Consider the following 19,332-nt stretch of genomic DNA (forward strand, 5'->3'; position numbering starts at 1 on the left):
TCACTTTTCATGGAAGAGAAGTTATATCAACTAGCTCTGGAGCTAATTCCAGGAATTGGGGATGTAAATGCTAAAAACCTCATCGCCTATTGCGGCTCAGCATCAGCGATATTCACCTCCAAAGTCAGTCATTTAAAGAAAATCCCAGGAATTGGTGCAGAGAAAATCGAAGCGCTCACCTCCTCAGAATATCTATCAAAAGCAGAAGCAATTCTCAATGACTGTGAAAAAAGGGGAATTGACATCTATCACTATACAGACAAAGGCTATCCAACCAAACTTAAGCAGGTAGCCGATGCTCCTAACATCATCTACGCTCAGGGCAAAATCAACGAATGGACAAGGGTTCTTGGAATCGTAGGAACTCGTAATGCAACAGAATATGGACAGGCGGTCACAACTAAAATCGTTGAAGACTGTAAATCATTGAATGTCCTCATCGTTAGTGGACTTGCCTACGGAATTGACATTACAGCACATAGAGCTGCTCTTAAAAACAACATTCCGACAATTGGCGTGCTTGCAGGAGGATTAGATAAAATCTACCCTGCTTTACATAAAAAGAATGCTCAGGAAATGCTGGAACAAGGAGGGTTAATTTCAGAAAACCCGCCAGGAACCAAACCAGAAGCTCATTACTTTCCTGCCAGGAATAGAATCATTGCAGGAATGAGTGATGCCGTAATTGTGGTGGAAGCGGCTAAAAAAGGTGGCGCATTAATCACTGCAAACATCGCTGACTCATACAATAAGACAGTCTTTGCTGTACCTGGTGATCTAAACAACAAGTATTCTGAAGGGTGTAACTTCCTAATAAGAAATCAAAAAGCGTTGTTATTTACTGGTGTCAACGACTTGAAATACCACCTGAATTGGGATGATGAATCTATAGCAAAACAAGCAGCTCCTGACTATTCCAGTTTATCGGCGGAAGATCAGAAAATTGTATCAGCACTATCTGAAAACAAAGCTGGTGTACCTATTGATGAGTTAGCATGGAAAACACAGATTACTGTCAATCAATTAGCAAGTAACTTATTGACCTTAGAATTTTCAGGTCTTATTAAATCACTACCAGGCAAGAAATACAAGCTTAATTAAAAGGGTAGAATACAGGAATTAACAACGTAGCCAGAATCCAAAATAGCAGATTCAGCCACACTCCTACCCTGAAGAAATCTCCAAACTTATATTGCCCGGCACTGTATACCATTGTATTGGTCTGATACCCAATTGGTGTCATGAAACTGGCAGAAGCAGCCACCATCACAGCAATTAAAAATGGGTACGGACTAAGCTCTAATTTATCAGCAGTTGTAATGGCTATTGGAGCTAGTAATGCTGCAGCGGCATTGTTACTCATCACTTCTGTCATTAATGATGTAATCAAGTACAATCCAGATAAAATCACAACTGGCCCATAGTCGTTGAGATAACCAGTAAGACCATTAGCTATGATATCCGCAAGACCACTATTGCTCATCGCAATCCCCAAACTGAGTGCACCTGCCAACAGGAAAATGATCTTCCACTCAATGGACTCATGCACCTCATTCATGGTGATGGTTTTCGACAAAACCAAAACCACAGTACCAATCAAGGTTGCTATAGGAATGGAAAGAATGTTGAAAGCCGAAATCATGACAACTCCAACAATAACTCCTAGAACTGTCAAGAATTTCTTTCTATTGAAATCAATAATTCCTTGTTCTGAAAGCACAATAAACGGACTTCTTTGACCCATTTCCTGCCTTTTCAGGTTAATTAGACGGTGAGTCTTAATCTCCGTAAGAATTACGTCTCCTGCATTCAACTCCACATCGTGCAAGTCTTCGTGAACTACTTTTTCATGATGTAAAATCGCTAAAGGAACAGCTCTATATCTCCTTCGGAAATCCATTTCTCTGAGACTTTTTCCTTCAAATTCAGAACCTGAGGTTATGATCAATTCCAATATAGAAGTATCTCCAGATTGGATTTCATTTTCATTCAAACGAACGGCATCTGTATTGAAGTTAACCTTTAATCGATCTCTTAAGGCCTTAATCTTCTCTACATCACATCGAATCTTAAGCTTATCGCCCGGATAGATCACAAAGTCTCCAGCAGGAAGAGTAAAATTGGTTGAGTTCCTTTTTATCTCAATTACATCAATATTCAGCTCTGTTGCCAATATCGAATCCATGATTCGCTGACCAACAAACTCAGATTCGTCCATCACTTCAATTTCCGTGATGTAATCTCTCATTCCGAATTTCTGACTAAGGTCACCGGTTGAGAAACGATCCGGAAGAAGCTTCTTGCCAAACAAGAAAATATACACTGCTCCTACCACTACGAAAACAAGTCCAATCGGAGCGCTCAAGAACAACGGAAATGCCTCTATCCCATTTTCCACCGCTATGCCGCTGACTAACATATTGGTGGATGTACCAATCATGGTACACATCCCTCCAAAAATAGATGCATACGAAAGAGGAATCAATAACTTGGAAGGACTGTATCCTGACAGATTGCCCACGCTAACCATCACTGGAATGAACATAGCTACGATGGGAGTATTATTTATGAAGGCAGACACCAGTCCGATGAAGACCATCATTATCAATATCCCCAGATTGAAATTCTTCTTGAAAATCGGGCCGAGATACGGCCCTATCCGCTGCAAAGAACCTGTTTTAAGCAACGAATAACTCAGCACGAACATAAAGGCCACGGTAATAGCCGCCGGGTTACTAAATCCTGACAAACCTTCTTCCGCGCTGATTACACCTGTTGCTGTAAGAGAAACCAAAATAAGTATTCCTACCAAATCGATAGACAGCCACTCCGTTGCAAAAAGCACCAGCGCACCTACAATTACCAGAAGGACTACTATTTGGTCAAAACTCATTTAGTTCAAAAAAATCTTATTAGAAAAATTGATAGCTTCTTTAAAAATTAACTCATCAAGCCCAGTGGTTACCTCATTCTCATTCAAAAAATCGATAATGGTCTCGGTCGCCATGTTTCCTGTCAAATCATCCTTTGCCATAGGACATCCTCCAAAACCACGAACGGCTCCATCTATTCGCCTACAACCTCCATCAAAAGCAGCTTTCACTTTATCTTTTGCCGTTGTTGGAATAGAATGCAAATGAGCACCAAACTCGATATGCGGAAATTTAGGAATTAAAGTTCGAAATAACGGAGATATTATTTCTGGAGTTGCAACTCCAATGGTATCTGCAAGTGAGACCACATCAATCTCCATTTCGTCCAGCCGATCCACAAACTGACCGACATAATCGATTTCGTATGGATCGCCATATGGATTACCAAAGCCCATGGACAAATACACCACTAATGTTTTATCATCCGACTGACAGATATCCTGAATTTCTGCCAGATTATCAAACGCCGTGTCAATAGATCGATTGGTATTTCGTTGCTGAAACGTCTCCGACAATGACAATGGATAGCCCAAATACTGGATTTCCTCAAAATTGGAAGCAATCTCAGCACCTTTTACGTTTGCAACAATGGCCAACAGCTTAGACTTAGAACTACCTAATTCCAAACCATCCAACACTTCAGCTGTATCCCGCATTTGAGGAATGGCTTTAGGCGAAACAAAACTTCCAAAATCAATGGTATCAAAACCAACTTTCAGAAGTTTGTTGATATACTCAATCTTTAATTCCGTTGGAACAAAGTCATGCAAACCTTGCATGGCATCTCTTGGGCACTCGATGATCTTCATAGGGGTATGTTGTTTCCCGCAAAGATATCAGAAAAGCGATTTGGCTATGCGCTCTACCGAATCAGACTTACCCATAGAATAATAATGAAGCACCGGTACGCCAGCTGCCATTAATTCTTTGGACTGTTTGATTCCCCATTCAATACCTACTTCCTTCACTTGCTTATTGTCTTTACACTTCTCAATCTCATTGTAAAGCTCATCAGGAATATCAATATGGAAAATACTCGGCAATACGGTCATGTGTCCCTTTGTAGTAATCGGCTTTAACCCTGGTATGATTGGCACATTGATTCCAGCCTCTCTACACTTATCCACAAACTCGAAATACTTCTGATTTTCAAAAAACATTTGAGTCACAATATATTCTGCCCCATTGTCCACTTTCTCCTTCAGGAACTTTAAATCAGAAGTCATATTAGGCGCTTCAAAGTGCTTCTCTGGATAACCAGCTACACCAATGCAAAAACTGGTAGGCATGGCATTTTGCAGATCTTCATCCAGGTATTGTCCTTCATTCATTCCTACCACCTGATTTACCAAATCAATGGCATAGGCATTGCCATCTGGCTCTGGTTTGAAAGTCTTCTCCTCTGCAATGGAATCTCCTCTCAGCACTAACACATTATCAATCCCCAGGAAATTCAAATCGATTAGTGCATTCTCTGTTTCCTCTTTTGTAAAGCCACCGCAAATGATATGCGGAACAGGGTCCACGTTGTATCTATTTTTAATAGCAGCACATATTCCTACAGTACCTGGTCTTTTTCTGATCGTTTTCTTCTCCAACAATCCATTACCACGGTTTTTGTAGACATATTCTTCTCTGTGATATGTCACATCGATGAATGGTGGATTGAATTCCATCAACGGATCAATGTGATTAAAAAGAGAATCAATACTATCACCTTTCTTAGGCGGAATGATTTCCAGGGAAAACAGAGTCTTACCCTCAGCTGCTTTTATATGTTCAGTTACCTTCATTTTATTATTGGTTCGGGGTGCCTAATGAATGGGTAATGTTGTCTGTTTACTTATATCCTAAATTTGGAGCCAACCATCTTTCGATCATTTCTTTGTCCATGCTTTTACGCTTGGTGTAGTCATCTATTTGATCTTCATACACTTTTCCTAGGCCAAAATACTTTGACTCAGGATGAGAAAAATAGAAGCCACTTACAGATGATGCAGGATACATTGCCATGCTTTCCGTTAATTCGACACCAATGCTTTTCTCTGCCTCAAGTAATTCAAATAGGATTGGTTTTTCCGTATGATCGGGACAGGCAGGATAACCAGGAGCTGGTCGAATCCCTTCATATTTTTCTTTGATCAAAGACTCATTATCCAATATTTCCTCAGACGCGTATCCCCAAATCTCCTTTCGCACTTTTTCATGCATCATTTCTGCCAATGCTTCCGCAAAACGATCCGCAATAGCTTTTACCAGAATAGAATTGTAGTCGTCATGATCTTCTTCGTAAGCTTTAGCCAGTTCATGTGCGCCAAAAATAGATACTGCAAAACCACCTAAATGATCTTGTTTTCCTGTTTCTTTTGGTGCAATAAAGTCAGCCAAACTCATATTTGGAAGATTGCTACCTTTTTTACCTTGCTGACGTAGGAAATGGAACTTTGTACCATTTTCCAGCACCACATCCTCTCCTTCAGCTACTGCAGGCCATAACCCAACAACCGCTTTCGCTACCAATTTCTTATCAGCAATAAGCTGATCAATCATCACATTGGCGTCATCGTACAGCTTCTTGGCTTCCTTCCCTACTGTGGGATTTTCGAAGATGTTAGGAAACTTCCCTTTTAACATCCAGGTGTTGAAGAATGGAGTCCAATCAATGTATTTCCTGATTTCTTCCAGATCAACATCATCAAAAACCTTAATCCCGACATGATTTGGAGTTGTTGGCTCAAATGCTGACCAATCTATCTTCGTCCTATTATTGCAAGCTGCTTTGAATGAGACATGAGCCTTTTCAGATCGTCTATTCTCATGATCTTCACGAAGTTGATCGTATTCACCTTTTACATTGGCAACCAGAGCATCTTTCTTGGTTCCTAACAAATCAGAGGCAACCCCAACACTCTTGGATGCATCCAACACATGAATGGCTGGACCTGAGTATTTCGGAGCTATTTTCACAGCAGTGTGAACCCTACTCGTAGTAGCTCCACCAATTAGTAAAGGTGTACTAAGCTTTCTACGCTCCATCTCTTCTGCCACATGAACCATCTCATCTAGAGAAGGCGTGATCAAGCCACTCAAACCGATTATATCGGCACCAACCTTAGCCGCTTCATCCAATATCTTCTCAGCAGGCACCATTACCCCTAGGTCAACGATATCATAGTTGTTACAGGCCAAAACAACACCCACGATATTCTTTCCAATATCATGCACATCTCCCTTCACAGTAGCTAAGAGTATTTTTCCTTTGGAGCTCATCTCTGCCCCTGAAAGTCTCTTCTCTTCTTCCAAATAAGGAATTAGATAAGCTACTGACTTCTTCATTACTCGGGCACTCTTTACCACCTGAGGCAGGAACATTTTACCCGCTCCAAACAAGTCACCTACCACGTTCATTCCATCCATCAGTGGACCTTCAATCACATGAAGTGGACGATCGTACTTTTGGCGTGCTTCTTCGGTATCTTCTTCTATGTAATCAACAATACCTTTTACCAGGGCATGCTTCAAGCGCTCTTCAACAGTGGTTTTACGCCATTCGTTATCTTCTACCTTAACTTTACCAGAACCTTTAACCTTCTCAGCAAAAGCTAACAATCGCTCAGTAGCATCTGATCGTCTGTTGAGTAATACATCCTCAACATGCTCCAACAAATCCTTAGGAATCTCATCGTATACCTCGATCATTCCGGCATTCACAATACCCATATCCATTCCCGACTGAATGCCATGATATAGAAATGCTGAGTGCATCGCTTCACGAACTGCATTATTCCCTCGGAAAGAAAATGAAACGTTACTTACTCCACCACTTACTTTAGCACCAGGGAGGTTTTCTTTGATCCATTTCGTTGCTTTGAAGAAGTCTACCGCATAATTATCGTGCTCTGATATACCTGTAGCGACAGGGAAAATATTCGGATCGAAAATGATATCTGCCGGATTGAAACCAACCGTATCCACTAAAAGATCATAGGAACGTTTACAGATCTCAATTCTTCGTTCATAGGTATCCGCCTGTCCATTTTCATCGAACGCCATCACCACCACAGCAGCACCATACTGGCGAACCTTATTAGCTTGATACAAGAAAGGTTCTTCACCTTCTTTCAAGGAAATAGAATTGACAACTCCTTTACCTTGAATGCACTGCAATCCTGCTTCAATGATGTCCCATTTTGAAGAGTCAATCATGATTGGAATGCGAGCAATTTCTGGCTCTGATGCGATCAGGTTGAGGAACTTAACCATGGCAGCTTTGCCATCCAGCATTCCTTCGTCCATGTTGACATCCAAAATCTGCGCACCACTTCGCACCTGATCCAAAGCAACCTCTAATGCCGTATCGTATTGCTCTTCAAGGATCAATCGCTTGAAACGTGCGGAACCAGTCACGTTAGTACGCTCACCAACATTGACGAAGTTTGATTCTGCAGTTACAACCAAAGGTTCAAGGCCCGATAATCTCAATATATAGTCAGTATTCAGTTTTTCGCTCATTAAATCGTTCTCTACTTCCAATCACCAGATTACATCAAGACTTGCCAGTTATCGTCTGTACCACCATTAGCCCAGTCCGAGTACTTTTCTTCTCCTCCTCTTACTTTCCAGTCAGAGTCAATAGTCAATCTTGAACTGATTCCTCCACGAGGGTTACAGTTCATCACAATACGCAAACGATCAGGTCCATAAACCTCCATCAGGTGATCATAGAAGATATTGATCAATCGCTCATAAGAAACCGTGATGTTTCTCAACTGAAACACATATTGTTTCAAGGATTTCAATTCGATAATTTTACCTTTTGGATAGAATGTCAAATAAACATTCGCAAAATCAGGCTGCTCCTTTACTCCAAGAAAAGTGAATTCCGGAATCTTGATTTTGATTTCGTAAGCTTCTTTTGATGGATTAGGTATTGCTTTTAAAATTCCTTTATCGATAGCATCATACAGTTGCGTGGACATTGTCGATCTTTCTAGGTTTATACTTGGCCGCTCGCGCAGCAATTTCTTTTATATGTTCTGGAGTAGTTCCGCAGCACCCTCCCAGGATATTGACATAACTCGACTGAAGGTATTCTTCTACCTGATCTCCCATTTCTGATGGTGTCTGGTCATATTCTCCAAACTCATTAGGTAAACCAGCATTTGGGTGAGCACTCACCAAGAAATTAGCCTTTTCAGAAAGCGTCTGAAGATATGGTCTCAACTGACTCGCTCCCAGTGCACAATTCAAGCCAACACTCAACAAAGGCATGTGTGAAATGGAAATCAAGAAAGCTTCTGTTGTTTGTCCTGACAAAGTTCGTCCTGATGCATCAGTAATCGTTCCAGACACCATAATAGGCACCTTCACCCCTCTATCAGCACACTCTTCATCAATAGCCATCAAAGCTGCCTTGGCATTCAACGTATCGAATACGGTCTCTACCAACAAGATGTCAGAACCGCCTTCCAACAATGCTCTGACTTGCAGGCGATACGCATCTTTCAGCTGATCGAACGTAACCGCTCTATAACCCGGATCATTCACATCTGGAGACAAAGAAGCAGTTCTATTGGTTGGTCCAATGGAACCCGCCACAAAGCGAGGTTTGTTTGGCTCTTTAGCAGTAAACTCATCCGCTACTTCTCTTGCGATTTTAGCAGACTCATAATTGATTTTATAAACCCAATACTCCGTATCTAACCCATAATCCGCCTGAGCGATGGTAGTACCGCTGAAGGTATTGGTTTCCACAATATCCGCTCCTGCTTCAAAATACAAAGCATGGATTTCTTTGATGATATCTGGTCTGGTAAATGACAATAGATCATTATTTCCCTTCAATGGAGATGGGTGATCTTTCAACTCATCATTTCTAAAGTCTTCTTCTGTGAGTTTATGGCGTTGGATCATGGTACCCATAGCCCCATCCAAAACCAATACTCGCTCCTCCGCTATTTCTAGTAGCTTGCTCATTTCACGTTTAGTTTAGCACATTTAGGGAGAAAGGATACTTTGTATGGATCAACTTATCTCTTCATGACACTATGGTCATGATGGGAATTGGCACCGAAATCCTGACTTGAACGCCAGAAAAGGTTGCCAAGGCTTCATAGGGCCCAATCCCTCAGCCTTTCTCGATAAATGTGGTTGCAAATATACACGCCAATCTATAGAATAAAAATCCAGTTTTATCAGTTCCCCACGTTCTAAAAAATTAATTTTACCCAAGCATGAAATTAGCCGCAATAGACATTGGTTCGAATGCCATCCGACTGCAGGTCACCAAGGTGATTGAATACGAGAAACTGATCACTTTTAAAAAATTGCAATATGTCCGCTTCCCACTACGGCTGGGCCAGGATGTGTTTACCAACAAAATGATCAGCCCACACAATCAGGAACGATTTATCAAGTTGATGACGGCTTACAAAAACCTTATGGACCTCTATGAAGTGGATCATTACTTCGGGTGTGCAACTTCGGCCATGCGCGAATCCAAAAACGGCAAAGAATTGGTTCAACGAACCTTGGATGAAGTAGGCATAAAAATCAATATCATCTCCGGATTGAGAGAAGCTGAAATGATCAACTCGGTCATCAGCCTGGATCTGGATGATAAAATCTATTTACACATAGATGTAGGTGGCGGTAGTACAGAACTTAACTTCTACTACAAGCAACAAAAGGTGGCTTCGAAATCATTCAAAATTGGCTCAGTGAGAAACTTGCAGCATCATGACTCACCAAAAGTCTGGAAGGAAATAACAAAATGGGTGAAAGATGAACTTTATGGTCACAAGGAGAAAGTAACGGCGATTGGTACAGGTGGAAACATCAACAAGATTTATGAACTATCTCCACGCGCTTCGAAACGTAAAATTTCTCTCGAAAACATCATGCGGGTGCAGGATTATCTCAGAAACCTTACACTGGAAGAACGACTCAATAGATTACAATTGAACCCTGACCGTGCGGACGTCATTGTTCCAGCATCAGAGATCTATGTGCATGCAATGAAAGCTGCCAAATCAAAAACCATGTTGGTACCAGATGTTGGGCTCAAAGATGGTATTAACTATTACCTGTTTGATAAATATTATCCAAGCAGAGGAAAAATCTTCGTTAAAAACAGCTAAGTCGTAATTCGACTTCATTCAATAAACAACTTAATTATGACGATAGTAGAAATAATTGGATGGCTTGGTGCCGGACTGCTTTTATTAGGCTTCTCACTGAACCTCTTTCATGTCATCACGGCCAAATCCAGAACCTACTTATTATTGAACCTGTTTTCGTCAGCTATGCTGCTGTACAATGCCTATATGAATGGGGCATTCCCGTTTGTAGTAGTTAATTCTGTGTGGGTGATCTTCTCTGCTTACCAACTGGTCAGAAACAAATGAATACCGAGCAGGTTTAAATAGGTAACTTTAAACCTATGGACAAAGACCTGAATCTGGCCGTTCTTATAGACGGTGACAATATACCCTCTGCATACGTAAAGGAAATGATGGAAGAGATTGCTAAATATGGCAACCCCTCCATTCGACGCATTTATGGAGACTGGACCAAACCGAATCTCTCCAAATGGAAGAATATGCTGCTGGAAAATGCCATTACCCCTATCCAGCAATATGCATACACTGCAGGTAAAAATGCCACAGACTCAGCGATGATCATTGATGCTATGGATATTTTATATTCTGGCAAAGTAGAGGGCTTTTGTTTGGTATCCAGCGATAGTGACTTTACCCGACTGGCCACCCGCTTGCGAGAAGCTGGAATGCGTGTGATTGGTATTGGTGAAAAGAAAACGCCAGAGCCATTTATCGTGGCATGTGATCGATTTATCTACATAGAGATCCTAAAGAAGAACGAAGAGAAGGAATCTCCTAATTCCAAAACCGCCAACTCCAAAAAGAATGATGTAGATAAGATTGGCGCTAAAACCATTCGTTTGATCAGTGCAACCATTTCTGATTGTGCAGACGATGATGGCTGGGCGTTTATGGGTGATGTAGGGAGTTTGCTTCAGAAAAAACAACCGAACTTTGATTCCAGAAATTATGGATTTCAAAAGCTGACGCCTATGATCAGCTCGATTTCAAAATTCGAAATAGAGCAACGTGAAAATCAAAAAGGAGGAAAGTACAAACTGATTTATGTGAGAAATAAGGAGTAGGGAATTGCAAACAAAACCACTCTACCTATTTAAGAAAATCCTCGCTTCCATGTAATTTTTTCTTAGCAGAATTCATCTGATCAATTGACGCGAAGAGTCTTTTCGCATTTGCTCGTGTTCCAAGTAAGTACAGGGTTTCCATTATGGAATTATACTCATCTAAAGACATCAACACTGAGGACTTACATGATCTGTTGGTGATTCTCATTCGAGAATTTTCTTTTTCGACTTTGTCCAGATAGTCTTCAAGGTTATCACGAAATAAAGAAAAGTTAACTTCAGTCATCTGATTAGCAATTAATTAGGGTCCATAAATATAAATAGTTAATCAATTGGCTTTAACTCACTAGCCGTGCGCCAAAAGGGAGGACAATAAATTTTCATCTAAAAACCTACCTCCACGACATCTTCAAGATCTGAATATCGTCATTGGATTCTACACGAAACCACTTCACTCCTTTGCCGCCGAAATTGGTCACGGCGAAGTAATAGGCTCCGGTCCAGTAGAAGTTGGCGCTCCGAAGAATTAACTTGAAGAGCACGTCGGCTTCTTTCTTGCTGATGTCGATTTCTTCTTTGTACTGGTAAATGACGTCATGCACCATGGAAGCATAATAGGTTATTGGTTTCTCTGTTTCGTAATCCAATCGACCATCGGGAGTACCAATGATCATGTCCAGCCATTCTTTTTTAGGAGTGCAACCATCCCACGCATAGCCGGATTTGTGACTTCCCAGAATGGTCATTTTACCCGATGGCTCTACTTTGAAAAACTCGGTTTCGAATGTTCTACCAGTAATATTGGTTTCTATCCACACATCATCACGATGCACGAACTTGTAGACCTTTTTAGGAATGCTAGAGGACCTTTGAGGCATGAGCGTTAAGTTTGGTTTTCAATTCATGAAGTTCTTAACTTTTGAATTCCCTGTAAATACCCCATTTCGGGTATTTTGTGAGTAACGTTTTTGTTTAATCAAGTTCGCCTTTCACCCTTTTATTCCCTAAAGGGAAGGCGAAAAACTTTATTCAATCATTTTTTCACCAATTAGCCTGCCGTGAGCCACTTGTCGTGCACCTCTTAAAAGAGAGGGCATCATTTGTCTTAACTTAATAGCATTTCTATGCACCCTTTAAAGGAGCCAAATTGATTACTTATGTATTAGATTAGCCATAGCAATGGACATCATCAAAGAGCTATATCATCGAATCAATCAACTCAACCTTTGGAGGAAGACGATTGAGCTTAAGCGTAATGATTTCCTAAAATCTGCTGGTACTACTGACACGAATCTCTATTACGTAGTAGAAGGAAGTCTAAAAGCATCCATCATAACGGATGAAACAGAACACATCATTCGGTTTGGGTATCAACATGACTTCATTGCTTCACTGGATAGTTTCATCACTGAAAGCGCTTCGGACCTATTCATTCAGGCGATCAAAAAATCTACGCTCAAGGTCATTTCGAAGAATGACTATATGGACTTTGTTCATGACAACACGGAAAACAGAGAGCTCTGGGAAACTACCTTACAACTTCTGATTGTACAGCAAATGGAACGTGAACGAGACCTATTAACCAATTCTCCTAAAGAACGCTATGAACGAGTTCTCAAAAGAAGTCCCAGGCTGTTTCAGGAAATCCCCAACAAACACATCGCTTCCTACCTGCGAATGACTCCCGAAACGCTCTCTCGACTCAAAAAGGCTTGATCTCAATCAATTTTTAAGTCCGCTGATTGCTCGTACTTTGTAAAAAAGATCAAATGAACTCATCTACACTGCTTAACGAACTACGAGAAATCACACGGACCAACATCAAGGAAGTCAATCAGTTGCTCGAGCTTGACTCAGAACAACTGAACTACAAACCTTCCTCTGAAAGCTGGAGTATCCTGGAATGCATGGAACACCTCAATCGTTATGGTGATTTTTACATTCCAGAAATTACGCAACGAATCAAGCAGTCAAAACATGGCAAGTCTAACACCTTCCAAACAGGACTTCTTGGAGACTACTTTGCCAAAAGCATGCTACCTAAGGAGAAGCTGAACAAGATGAAGACGTTTAAATCCATGAATCCGAATAACAGCCAACTGGATGCAAGTGTACTAAACACCTTCCTGGATCAACAACAGCAGCTATTGAAGCTGCTAGACCAATGTAAAAACATCAATCTCACCAAAACCAAAACAGCCATCTCCATTTCCAAACTGATCAAACTAAGACTAGGCGACACTCTTCGAGTAGTCATTTACCACAACTGGCGTCATGTGGTGCAGGCAAAGAAGGTGGTTAAGCTGGTGAGTGTTGCACCGGTGGAGGTAGGGTGAGGTCAACCAATCATAAAAGACGAAGTTTATCTTTTTCCCAATTCATAGGGTTTTGAATGATGTAATTAGAAATACGTTGATAGGATGCCTCATCACGAATGATGTGATCATGAAACCGTGATTGCCATGCAAAACCGGAAAATGCATCCGATTCCATTTTCCGCACCTGGGTGGTTACCGATGATTTGATGCCACGAATGATGGATGCCAGATTTTTGGATTGCGGTCCAAATTGATTGGGCCAAAGTTTGGATGACGGTGAAAATTGTGGGATAGGCACCGTTCGATGCATAATCCCAGTATGGGTGGCGTGCGGAATCGTTGCGGTACTTGTTTAGGTATAGTTTGGCCATGTCATTGTGGCTAATTCGGGTTTTCTAAGATCTGACCTATTACCATCATACTCAATACCCTAATTCGGGTATTTTGAATGGGTTGTTTAAAACTTCCCTCCTCAAACGCACAGTTTTCCCCTTATCTAAGTACGCTAGAAGTCCAAAACTGGAGTTTTCAATTAAAAATCAATAACTAATCACCACCTCTTTGCCCTGACCGATCTCGGTTACTGTGACAATGAATAGGTAGTTGTAGTCATTTTCGTCGAGCTGGGAATACTTCTTATCACCGATGAGTTCGTTGACTAAGTCTGGAATGGTGTTGGAATGACCAGCTATCAATACTGTTTCTCCAAGATGTTTATCTAACGTCTCCTTAAGAAAGCCTTTTTCCATGGGTTTGTATTCAGTTACTTCCATGTCATTGGCTTTGGCAGTTGGAGCTACGGTAGCTCTTGTTCGCGCATACGGCGTACTGTACACGGCATTGATCTCTTGACTCACAAGCAACTCCTTCAACTTCATGGAGCGCTGTATTCCTTCTTTGGTCAAGGCAGGATCTTTACTACCATCCTCCACCTTTTCGGCATGTCTTACCAGGATAAATGTAGTTGACTGTGCGTTTGACAGCAATGCGCCAGCAACACACACCAATAAGAATACTATCTTCTTCATATTACTTGATTTTGCTTCGTTTCAGATAACTCAATGCAATTACAGCAATTATTAAGCCACCAAATTCTCGTGCTCCTTCTATCCATGGGTCTTCTGCTTTCATTTTCCCAACCAAATCTGATTTATTGGAGCTATTCCAAAAGTCAATCACACTGGGAATAAACGTGAATGCATAGAAGGTTAATATTAACAACAAAGTGATGATCAGCGGACCAAAGTTCACCTGTGGAAATTGTGTTTTCACAATCGCCACCAAAGCCACGGAACCATAGATCAAGATCCACAACCATGGATCAGGATCATTGTATTGAACAGCTGCAAATACGACAAATAAGCCAGCAATTATGTAATGGATCACTTTTGAGTTCATGCGCCAAAGGTAATCGTACTTAACAAGTTAGAACCACTATTCGTTGTGATTTTCATGAAAGGTTTATTCTCACTCTTATTCCTATTAACCGTACTAACAATTAATGCTCAAGATCTCAGCGCATATCAATGGCAAAATAGACTATTGGTTATCCTAAGTTATCAGGAGAATAACCCAATGATTGAGAAGCAACTGAGGGAATTGAAAAGCCAGCAACAAGCTTTGGAAGAACGTCGACTGCTAACGGTAGTCATGACTCCTGAAAAATACAAGCTCGCTTCAGAAGAGAACAAGTGGGTTGCGGGAAGCAATTATTCGAGTTACCAGTCAGGCAAAGTGTTTGAAGTCTTACTGATCGGATTAGATGGTCAAATCAAACAGAGAGAGACCGGCATATTTACCGCCGGAAAACTCCTCTCTATTATTGATTCCATGCCTATGCGCCAGGCAGAGATTAGGGGATATTAGTCCTTTTACCGAATCGAGTCCCCCACATGGACGGTCATTTCTAACTTATCATATTCGGCACCAATTGCTTTTGGATCAGCATTGGGATCATTTTTAAGGTTCTGATCAAAGAAAGCAGTTGTCAATTTGGTTACGATTTCCATTCCTTCATAAGGATCAATGGTTCCCGTTCCGGCCAGTTCATTCACTGGAATCATGAATGGAATATCCATAAAATTCGGGTGTCCTGAATTCAGCAATTTGGTTTCGTAGAAGTAGTCCGTACTCTTGTTGATGTAAATATGTGAATTGACATCTTCATGCTCGGCTGGCCAATCTGCAGAGATGTACAAGAATGGAATCTGATAAGTCGTATCAATCAAATTACCCCACGTAATTCCATCCAGATTTGCTGCAGCTTTCACTCTAGTGTCCATCAAGGGCACTTTCCCAGCAGATCCACCACCGTTGGAGTGACCAAACACACCCAGTCTATCCAGATCCAACTTACCTTTTAGAAGTCCTGATGCATTCCACGATTCTAACTCGTCGATCACCTTGATCATGTCCCAAGCCCATCGGTTCATGGATTCACTTTCATAAAATTTATTGACTGCTTTTTGTACAATAGGATGTCTGGCTTCATAGTCCAAACCATCCTTGAATGCAGCGATCAAGGGCTCCATAGCAGCCATTCCACCATCAGAAATGCGGCGTTGAAAATCGAAATCAAAGTAAACCGCTCTACCGTCAGGAAAAGTAGTACCCAAACTCTCGTAGGTATGGTTCATATTAATAATCACATATCCCTGACTTGCCAGCTCTGTCAGCAAAGCATAATAACCTGTAGCCTTGGAGCCATACCCATGGGAGAAGATCAAAATCGGAAACTTGCCTTCAGCTACTGGAATATCTCTATAGACATAGGTTTTCACATAATCCAGATAGTTTAGCATTCCCGGAGATAACCCATACTTTGTGGCAAACCCTGCTCTGCTCGTTTGATCTACATAAGGCTCTCCTTCCAATTTCGAAACGTCTGCATCACTTGGATACCACACTTTCACCATCAATTCACGCTTGTCGGAAGGGTCTTCTGTCACCACTTCGTCCATTTTCGTTTTCAAGTAAATATCTTCTGTACCTACGTTGTATGCTCCTCGAGGATCTGGCAAAGAGAAAACAGGTAATGCTTTGGGTAGAACCCATCCAACAGCTACAACGATCAGCACTCCAAGGTATCCGAGTATCCGCAAGAAGGTGATCCTTGCTTTGGTATCTGGCTTGACCACTTTTAATCTCCACGCCAATATGGCTAGCAAAAAATAAACAGGTATCATCTGCCATCTTCCACCTTCTATCACCAGGTGCATCAGCACTAGTGAAGCCAGGATAATCAGGACAATATTGGCCTGTACCATTCGAAGCAATGGGCGTTTCACAAATGGTAGAATAGTGACTACCAGCAATAAAATAAATTCTAATGTTCTCATGTTGTCAATTGAATTTTAGGAAACAAATTGGTCCTCCAAAACTAGATCTGAGGCTTCCAAAATGCTATGTAGAATCCACTGACTAAAGCGTCATTCGTCGATAAAAACGGCTTCATTAAACCAAAAACGAATAAAAATTGACGAAAACCAACATATCCTCGACAAAGAATAAAAAAGCATGAAGGGCAATTAATTCAGGTTGTTTTACTTTGCAACCCTACCAGACTAAAACCAAATGCGCACTCAACTATTTCAGCTACTACTAGTGATGACGATCCTATGTGTAGCATCTTGTAAGAAGCTAAACGAAGAACCAGACGAGAAACAAGTCAGCACCCTTCTGGATTGCTTTGAGCCTAATGATACTTTGATTATTGAAAACAGAACGTTTTCCATGGGGTTTAGTACATGGCCTTTTGGATCCTCTCCTCAAGCCAAACAGGAAACATATGCTTCAATAGCTGAATTTTCAGACATATACTCAGAACAATTTGATGATCATATTCCTTGGTTTGGACTAAGAGATGGAAGACCACTGCCTCAGCAAGCTTCTTCTGATCTGAATACCAGAGTAAACAATATCATTTCATCAAATGATCTCGTTTTGTCCGTTAGTCTATTCAATCCCGAACGGAATGATCTAATAACAGGATATAATGGACAAACACCTACATATGGGAGCATATCGGATCAGGAAATTGAGGATACTTACTTCAAATACATAACGATCATGGCTGATGAGTTTCCTAACTTGAAATATCTGGTGGTAGCCATGGAAGTGAACGAATTTTATTTGAAAAGTCCAGAAAAATGGGATGATTATAAAACGCTTATGTCGAACCTCAAACCCAGGCTATATGAGCGCTATCCTGGAGTCCTAATTTCCGAATCGATCACATTGCACAATCTATCTACTAGTAGCAACCAACAATATGTAGATAATATTATTTCCTATGTCAATGAATTGGACTTTGTTGCCATAAGCTACTACCCTTTCCTACATGGAGCTTTGGAAGACAATCAGATTCAAGATGATTTTGACTTTCTTCATGATAAAATCACTAAGCCCATAGCGATTGTTGAAACAGGTCAAATAGCGGAGACACTAGAAGTACCAGAAGTAACGTTAGAAGCAGATGAATGTACCCAGAAAGATTATGTACAGTTACTTCTATCCAATGCCAATTCGCATGATTATGAATTTGTGATTTGGTGGACACATAAAGACTATGACGAGCTCTATGAAACATTTCCGGATGATGTAAAGGCACTTGGTAGAATCTGGAGAGATGCTGGATTGATCAATGAAGCAGATCAGAATCGACCTGGTTTCAGAGAGTGGGAAGCTGTTTTTAACAATTAATCTTAACAATCGGTAAGAGTCCGCAGTTCATAAGGTGTAACCATTCACATTTATGAAAAAAGGACTCATTATCTCCATATTAGTAATAGCCGGAATTTTAGTTGCCGGGGGACTTGTGATCAATGCTATCCTGGAAATTGCTGAAGCAATCGTTGGCTTTGTAATTTTCCTGGTTGTTGTATTGGCAGGTTTTGGAATTTTCAAATTGAAGCAGAGCTAACTCTTAGTATCTGTAACGCTCTACGACCTCATCAAACTCGATCAATTGACCACCTAATTCATGACAATCCTGAACGATGACTGGGAAGTTATCAATTGAGTCCGCAGGAATAAGGTAATTATAAGATCCTTCAGGCCCCTTATATATGTATATGTTCTGGTCCTCGTAAAGCAACTCTATCAAATGTGTTCCTCCCTTTTTCGTTCTTAGTTCAAGTTTTTTGTCTGTATTAGTAATCACTTCATCAATTACTTCAGGAGCCAAGCCATCCATGTAATAGTTAACAATTGCTGAATCTGAAATGGTAATACCTTGAATATGAAAATCACACAGAGACAAATAATTATAGAATTCTAAATTGTAGCGATAAAGAGGTTTCCAATTACCGATAAACTTAGATTTTAGCCTGTGATATTCAGGTCCATTTCTTGAAAATAGATTGGAATATTGAATGCTATCATCTTCATCTTGGAAACCATAACCTGATTTTATTCTTTGATGAAATCGAGAGTTCGGAATGGCATCTACAAAAACATAAACTTGATTACTATTATCTCCAGAAGTGAATGCAATTAGCTTAACTGGTTCATCAATAGCAAGGCGCTCTCTTATGTCAGATTCTAATTCTGCAATATTGAAAACTTCATTATTATTAGTTGTTAATCTTTTCAACTTCGTCTCCAGCCTTTTAATCTTTTTCTCTTGAGATTTAACCTCTCGATTCTTTTGCTCTAGTAATTCTGATTTTTCTTTTATTTGATCGTTCAAATCACGAATTGCATTAGAATCTGCAGAACTACATGAAATTGCTACCAGAGAAAGAAATGCTATTAATTTATTCAATATGGGAATCGACTTCAGATTAGTTTACTGCTAACTAATTTATAGAAAATTGGCTGAACCCAATATTCCGTCAGATTCATACCAATTGTGTTTTGAAAATCGAACGTTAAGAATTCTTTGACTTTCTTAAGA

The 19,332-nt window shown here is 40.6% G+C and carries 22 protein-coding genes and 1 riboswitch; of the genes, 9 read left to right on the top strand and 13 right to left on the bottom strand.

The window, feature by feature from the left end; genetic code table 11:
• Positions 1-9: 9 nt before the first annotated feature.
• Positions 10-1,101, top strand: a complete 1,092-nt coding sequence (dprA, locus tag NXS00_RS06730; protein ID WP_258098361.1) for a DNA-processing protein DprA — start codon at positions 10-12, stop codon at positions 1,099-1,101.
• On the opposite strand, the gene NXS00_RS06735 is transcribed toward dprA, so the two are convergent.
• Genes NXS00_RS06735 through NXS00_RS06760 form a run of 6 tightly spaced genes read right to left on the bottom strand, consistent with a single transcriptional unit; the run spans position 1,094 to position 8,909 of the window.
• Positions 1,094-2,893 (bottom strand): SLC13 family permease, encoded by a 1,800-nt coding sequence (locus NXS00_RS06735; protein ID WP_258098362.1) that lies wholly within the window; start codon positions 2,891-2,893, stop codon positions 1,094-1,096. The genes dprA and NXS00_RS06735 overlap by 8 nt on opposite strands.
• Positions 2,894-3,742, bottom strand: a complete 849-nt coding sequence (locus NXS00_RS06740) for a hydroxymethylglutaryl-CoA lyase (RefSeq protein WP_258098363.1) — start codon at positions 3,740-3,742, stop codon at positions 2,894-2,896.
• Between the two features lie 27 nt (positions 3,743-3,769).
• Complete coding sequence (gene metF / locus NXS00_RS06745) at positions 3,770-4,726, bottom strand: methylenetetrahydrofolate reductase [NAD(P)H] (protein ID WP_258098364.1); 957 nt, start codon at positions 4,724-4,726, stop codon at positions 3,770-3,772.
• 46 nt (positions 4,727-4,772) lie between these two features.
• Positions 4,773-7,445 (bottom strand): methionine synthase, encoded by a 2,673-nt coding sequence (metH, locus tag NXS00_RS06750; RefSeq protein ID WP_258098365.1) that lies wholly within the window; start codon positions 7,443-7,445, stop codon positions 4,773-4,775.
• Positions 7,446-7,474: 29 nt separating this feature from the next.
• Positions 7,475-7,912: a preQ(1) synthase gene (locus NXS00_RS06755; RefSeq protein WP_258098366.1), complete on the bottom strand. Its 438-nt coding sequence runs from the start codon at positions 7,910-7,912 to the stop codon at positions 7,475-7,477.
• Positions 7,893-8,909: a homocysteine S-methyltransferase family protein gene (locus NXS00_RS06760; RefSeq protein WP_258098367.1), complete on the bottom strand. Its 1,017-nt coding sequence runs from the start codon at positions 8,907-8,909 to the stop codon at positions 7,893-7,895. Before NXS00_RS06760 ends, NXS00_RS06755 begins: the two co-directional genes overlap by 20 nt.
• Positions 8,910-8,959: 50 nt before the next feature.
• A riboswitch (SAM riboswitch) is annotated at positions 8,960-9,080 on the bottom strand.
• Positions 9,081-9,166: 86 nt separating this feature from the next.
• On the opposite strand from NXS00_RS06760, the gene NXS00_RS06765 reads away from it, so the two are divergent.
• The 3 genes from NXS00_RS06765 to NXS00_RS06775 are packed head-to-tail and all read left to right on the top strand — an operon-like array spanning position 9,167 to position 11,118.
• Positions 9,167-10,072 (top strand): Ppx/GppA phosphatase family protein, encoded by a 906-nt coding sequence (locus tag NXS00_RS06765; protein WP_258098368.1) that lies wholly within the window; start codon positions 9,167-9,169, stop codon positions 10,070-10,072.
• Positions 10,073-10,108: 36 nt separating this feature from the next.
• A complete protein-coding gene (locus NXS00_RS06770) occupies positions 10,109-10,339 on the top strand; it encodes a CBU_0592 family membrane protein (RefSeq protein ID WP_258098369.1) in 231 nt (76 codons plus the stop codon).
• Between the two features lie 35 nt (positions 10,340-10,374).
• On the top strand, positions 10,375-11,118 hold the full coding sequence (locus NXS00_RS06775) for an NYN domain-containing protein (protein WP_258098370.1): 744 nt from the start codon (positions 10,375-10,377) through the stop codon (positions 11,116-11,118).
• Between the two features lie 25 nt (positions 11,119-11,143).
• On the opposite strand, the gene NXS00_RS06780 is transcribed toward NXS00_RS06775, so the two are convergent.
• On the bottom strand, positions 11,144-11,404 hold the full coding sequence (locus NXS00_RS06780) for a type II toxin-antitoxin system Phd/YefM family antitoxin (RefSeq protein WP_258098371.1): 261 nt from the start codon (positions 11,402-11,404) through the stop codon (positions 11,144-11,146).
• Positions 11,405-11,510: 106 nt separating this feature from the next.
• Positions 11,511-11,996, bottom strand: a complete 486-nt coding sequence (locus NXS00_RS06785) for a hypothetical protein (RefSeq protein ID WP_258098372.1) — start codon at positions 11,994-11,996, stop codon at positions 11,511-11,513.
• A 301-nt stretch (positions 11,997-12,297) separates the two neighbouring features.
• Between NXS00_RS06785 and NXS00_RS06790 the strand changes: the two genes are divergently transcribed.
• Positions 12,298-12,834 (top strand): Crp/Fnr family transcriptional regulator, encoded by a 537-nt coding sequence (locus NXS00_RS06790; RefSeq protein ID WP_258098373.1) that lies wholly within the window; start codon positions 12,298-12,300, stop codon positions 12,832-12,834.
• A 53-nt stretch (positions 12,835-12,887) separates the two neighbouring features.
• Complete coding sequence (locus NXS00_RS06795; protein WP_258098374.1) at positions 12,888-13,454, top strand: DinB family protein; 567 nt, start codon at positions 12,888-12,890, stop codon at positions 13,452-13,454.
• A gap of 10 nt (positions 13,455-13,464) precedes the next feature.
• On the opposite strand, the gene NXS00_RS06800 is transcribed toward NXS00_RS06795, so the two are convergent.
• From NXS00_RS06800 to NXS00_RS06810, 3 genes are all read right to left on the bottom strand, one after another.
• Positions 13,465-13,746: a transposase gene (locus tag NXS00_RS06800; RefSeq protein ID WP_258098375.1), complete on the bottom strand. Its 282-nt coding sequence runs from the start codon at positions 13,744-13,746 to the stop codon at positions 13,465-13,467.
• A 229-nt stretch (positions 13,747-13,975) separates the two neighbouring features.
• On the bottom strand, positions 13,976-14,464 hold the full coding sequence (locus NXS00_RS06805) for a phosphoglycerate mutase family protein (RefSeq protein WP_258098376.1): 489 nt from the start codon (positions 14,462-14,464) through the stop codon (positions 13,976-13,978).
• A 1-nt stretch (position 14,465) separates the two neighbouring features.
• Positions 14,466-14,834 carry a transmembrane 220 family protein gene (locus NXS00_RS06810; protein ID WP_258098377.1) on the bottom strand — a complete coding sequence of 123 codons (369 nt, stop codon included), beginning with the start codon at positions 14,832-14,834 and terminating at the stop codon, positions 14,466-14,468.
• Positions 14,835-14,888: 54 nt separating this feature from the next.
• Between NXS00_RS06810 and NXS00_RS06815 the strand changes: the two genes are divergently transcribed.
• Positions 14,889-15,302 (top strand): DUF4174 domain-containing protein, encoded by a 414-nt coding sequence (locus tag NXS00_RS06815; protein WP_258098378.1) that lies wholly within the window; start codon positions 14,889-14,891, stop codon positions 15,300-15,302.
• A gap of 5 nt (positions 15,303-15,307) precedes the next feature.
• Here NXS00_RS06815 and NXS00_RS06820 read toward each other — a convergent pair whose 3' ends face one another.
• Positions 15,308-16,774, bottom strand: a complete 1,467-nt coding sequence (locus NXS00_RS06820) for an alpha/beta hydrolase family protein (RefSeq protein ID WP_258098379.1) — start codon at positions 16,772-16,774, stop codon at positions 15,308-15,310.
• Between the two features lie 235 nt (positions 16,775-17,009).
• Between NXS00_RS06820 and NXS00_RS06825 the strand changes: the two genes are divergently transcribed.
• Together NXS00_RS06825 and NXS00_RS06830 are read left to right on the top strand one after the other, a co-directional pair.
• Entirely contained in the window at positions 17,010-18,137 is a 1,128-nt protein-coding gene (locus tag NXS00_RS06825; RefSeq protein ID WP_258098380.1) for a glycosyl hydrolase 53 family protein, read from the top strand.
• Between the two features lie 52 nt (positions 18,138-18,189).
• Complete coding sequence (locus NXS00_RS06830) at positions 18,190-18,357, top strand: hypothetical protein (protein ID WP_258098381.1); 168 nt, start codon at positions 18,190-18,192, stop codon at positions 18,355-18,357.
• Positions 18,358-18,360: 3 nt separating this feature from the next.
• Here NXS00_RS06830 and NXS00_RS06835 read toward each other — a convergent pair whose 3' ends face one another.
• A complete protein-coding gene (locus NXS00_RS06835; RefSeq protein ID WP_258098382.1) occupies positions 18,361-19,200 on the bottom strand; it encodes a coiled-coil domain-containing protein in 840 nt (279 codons plus the stop codon).
• Positions 19,201-19,332 lie beyond the last annotated feature (132 nt).

This window comes from Marinoscillum pacificum, assembly GCF_024714495.1.
GTDB lineage: Bacteria > Bacteroidota > Bacteroidia > Cytophagales > Cyclobacteriaceae > Marinoscillum > Marinoscillum pacificum.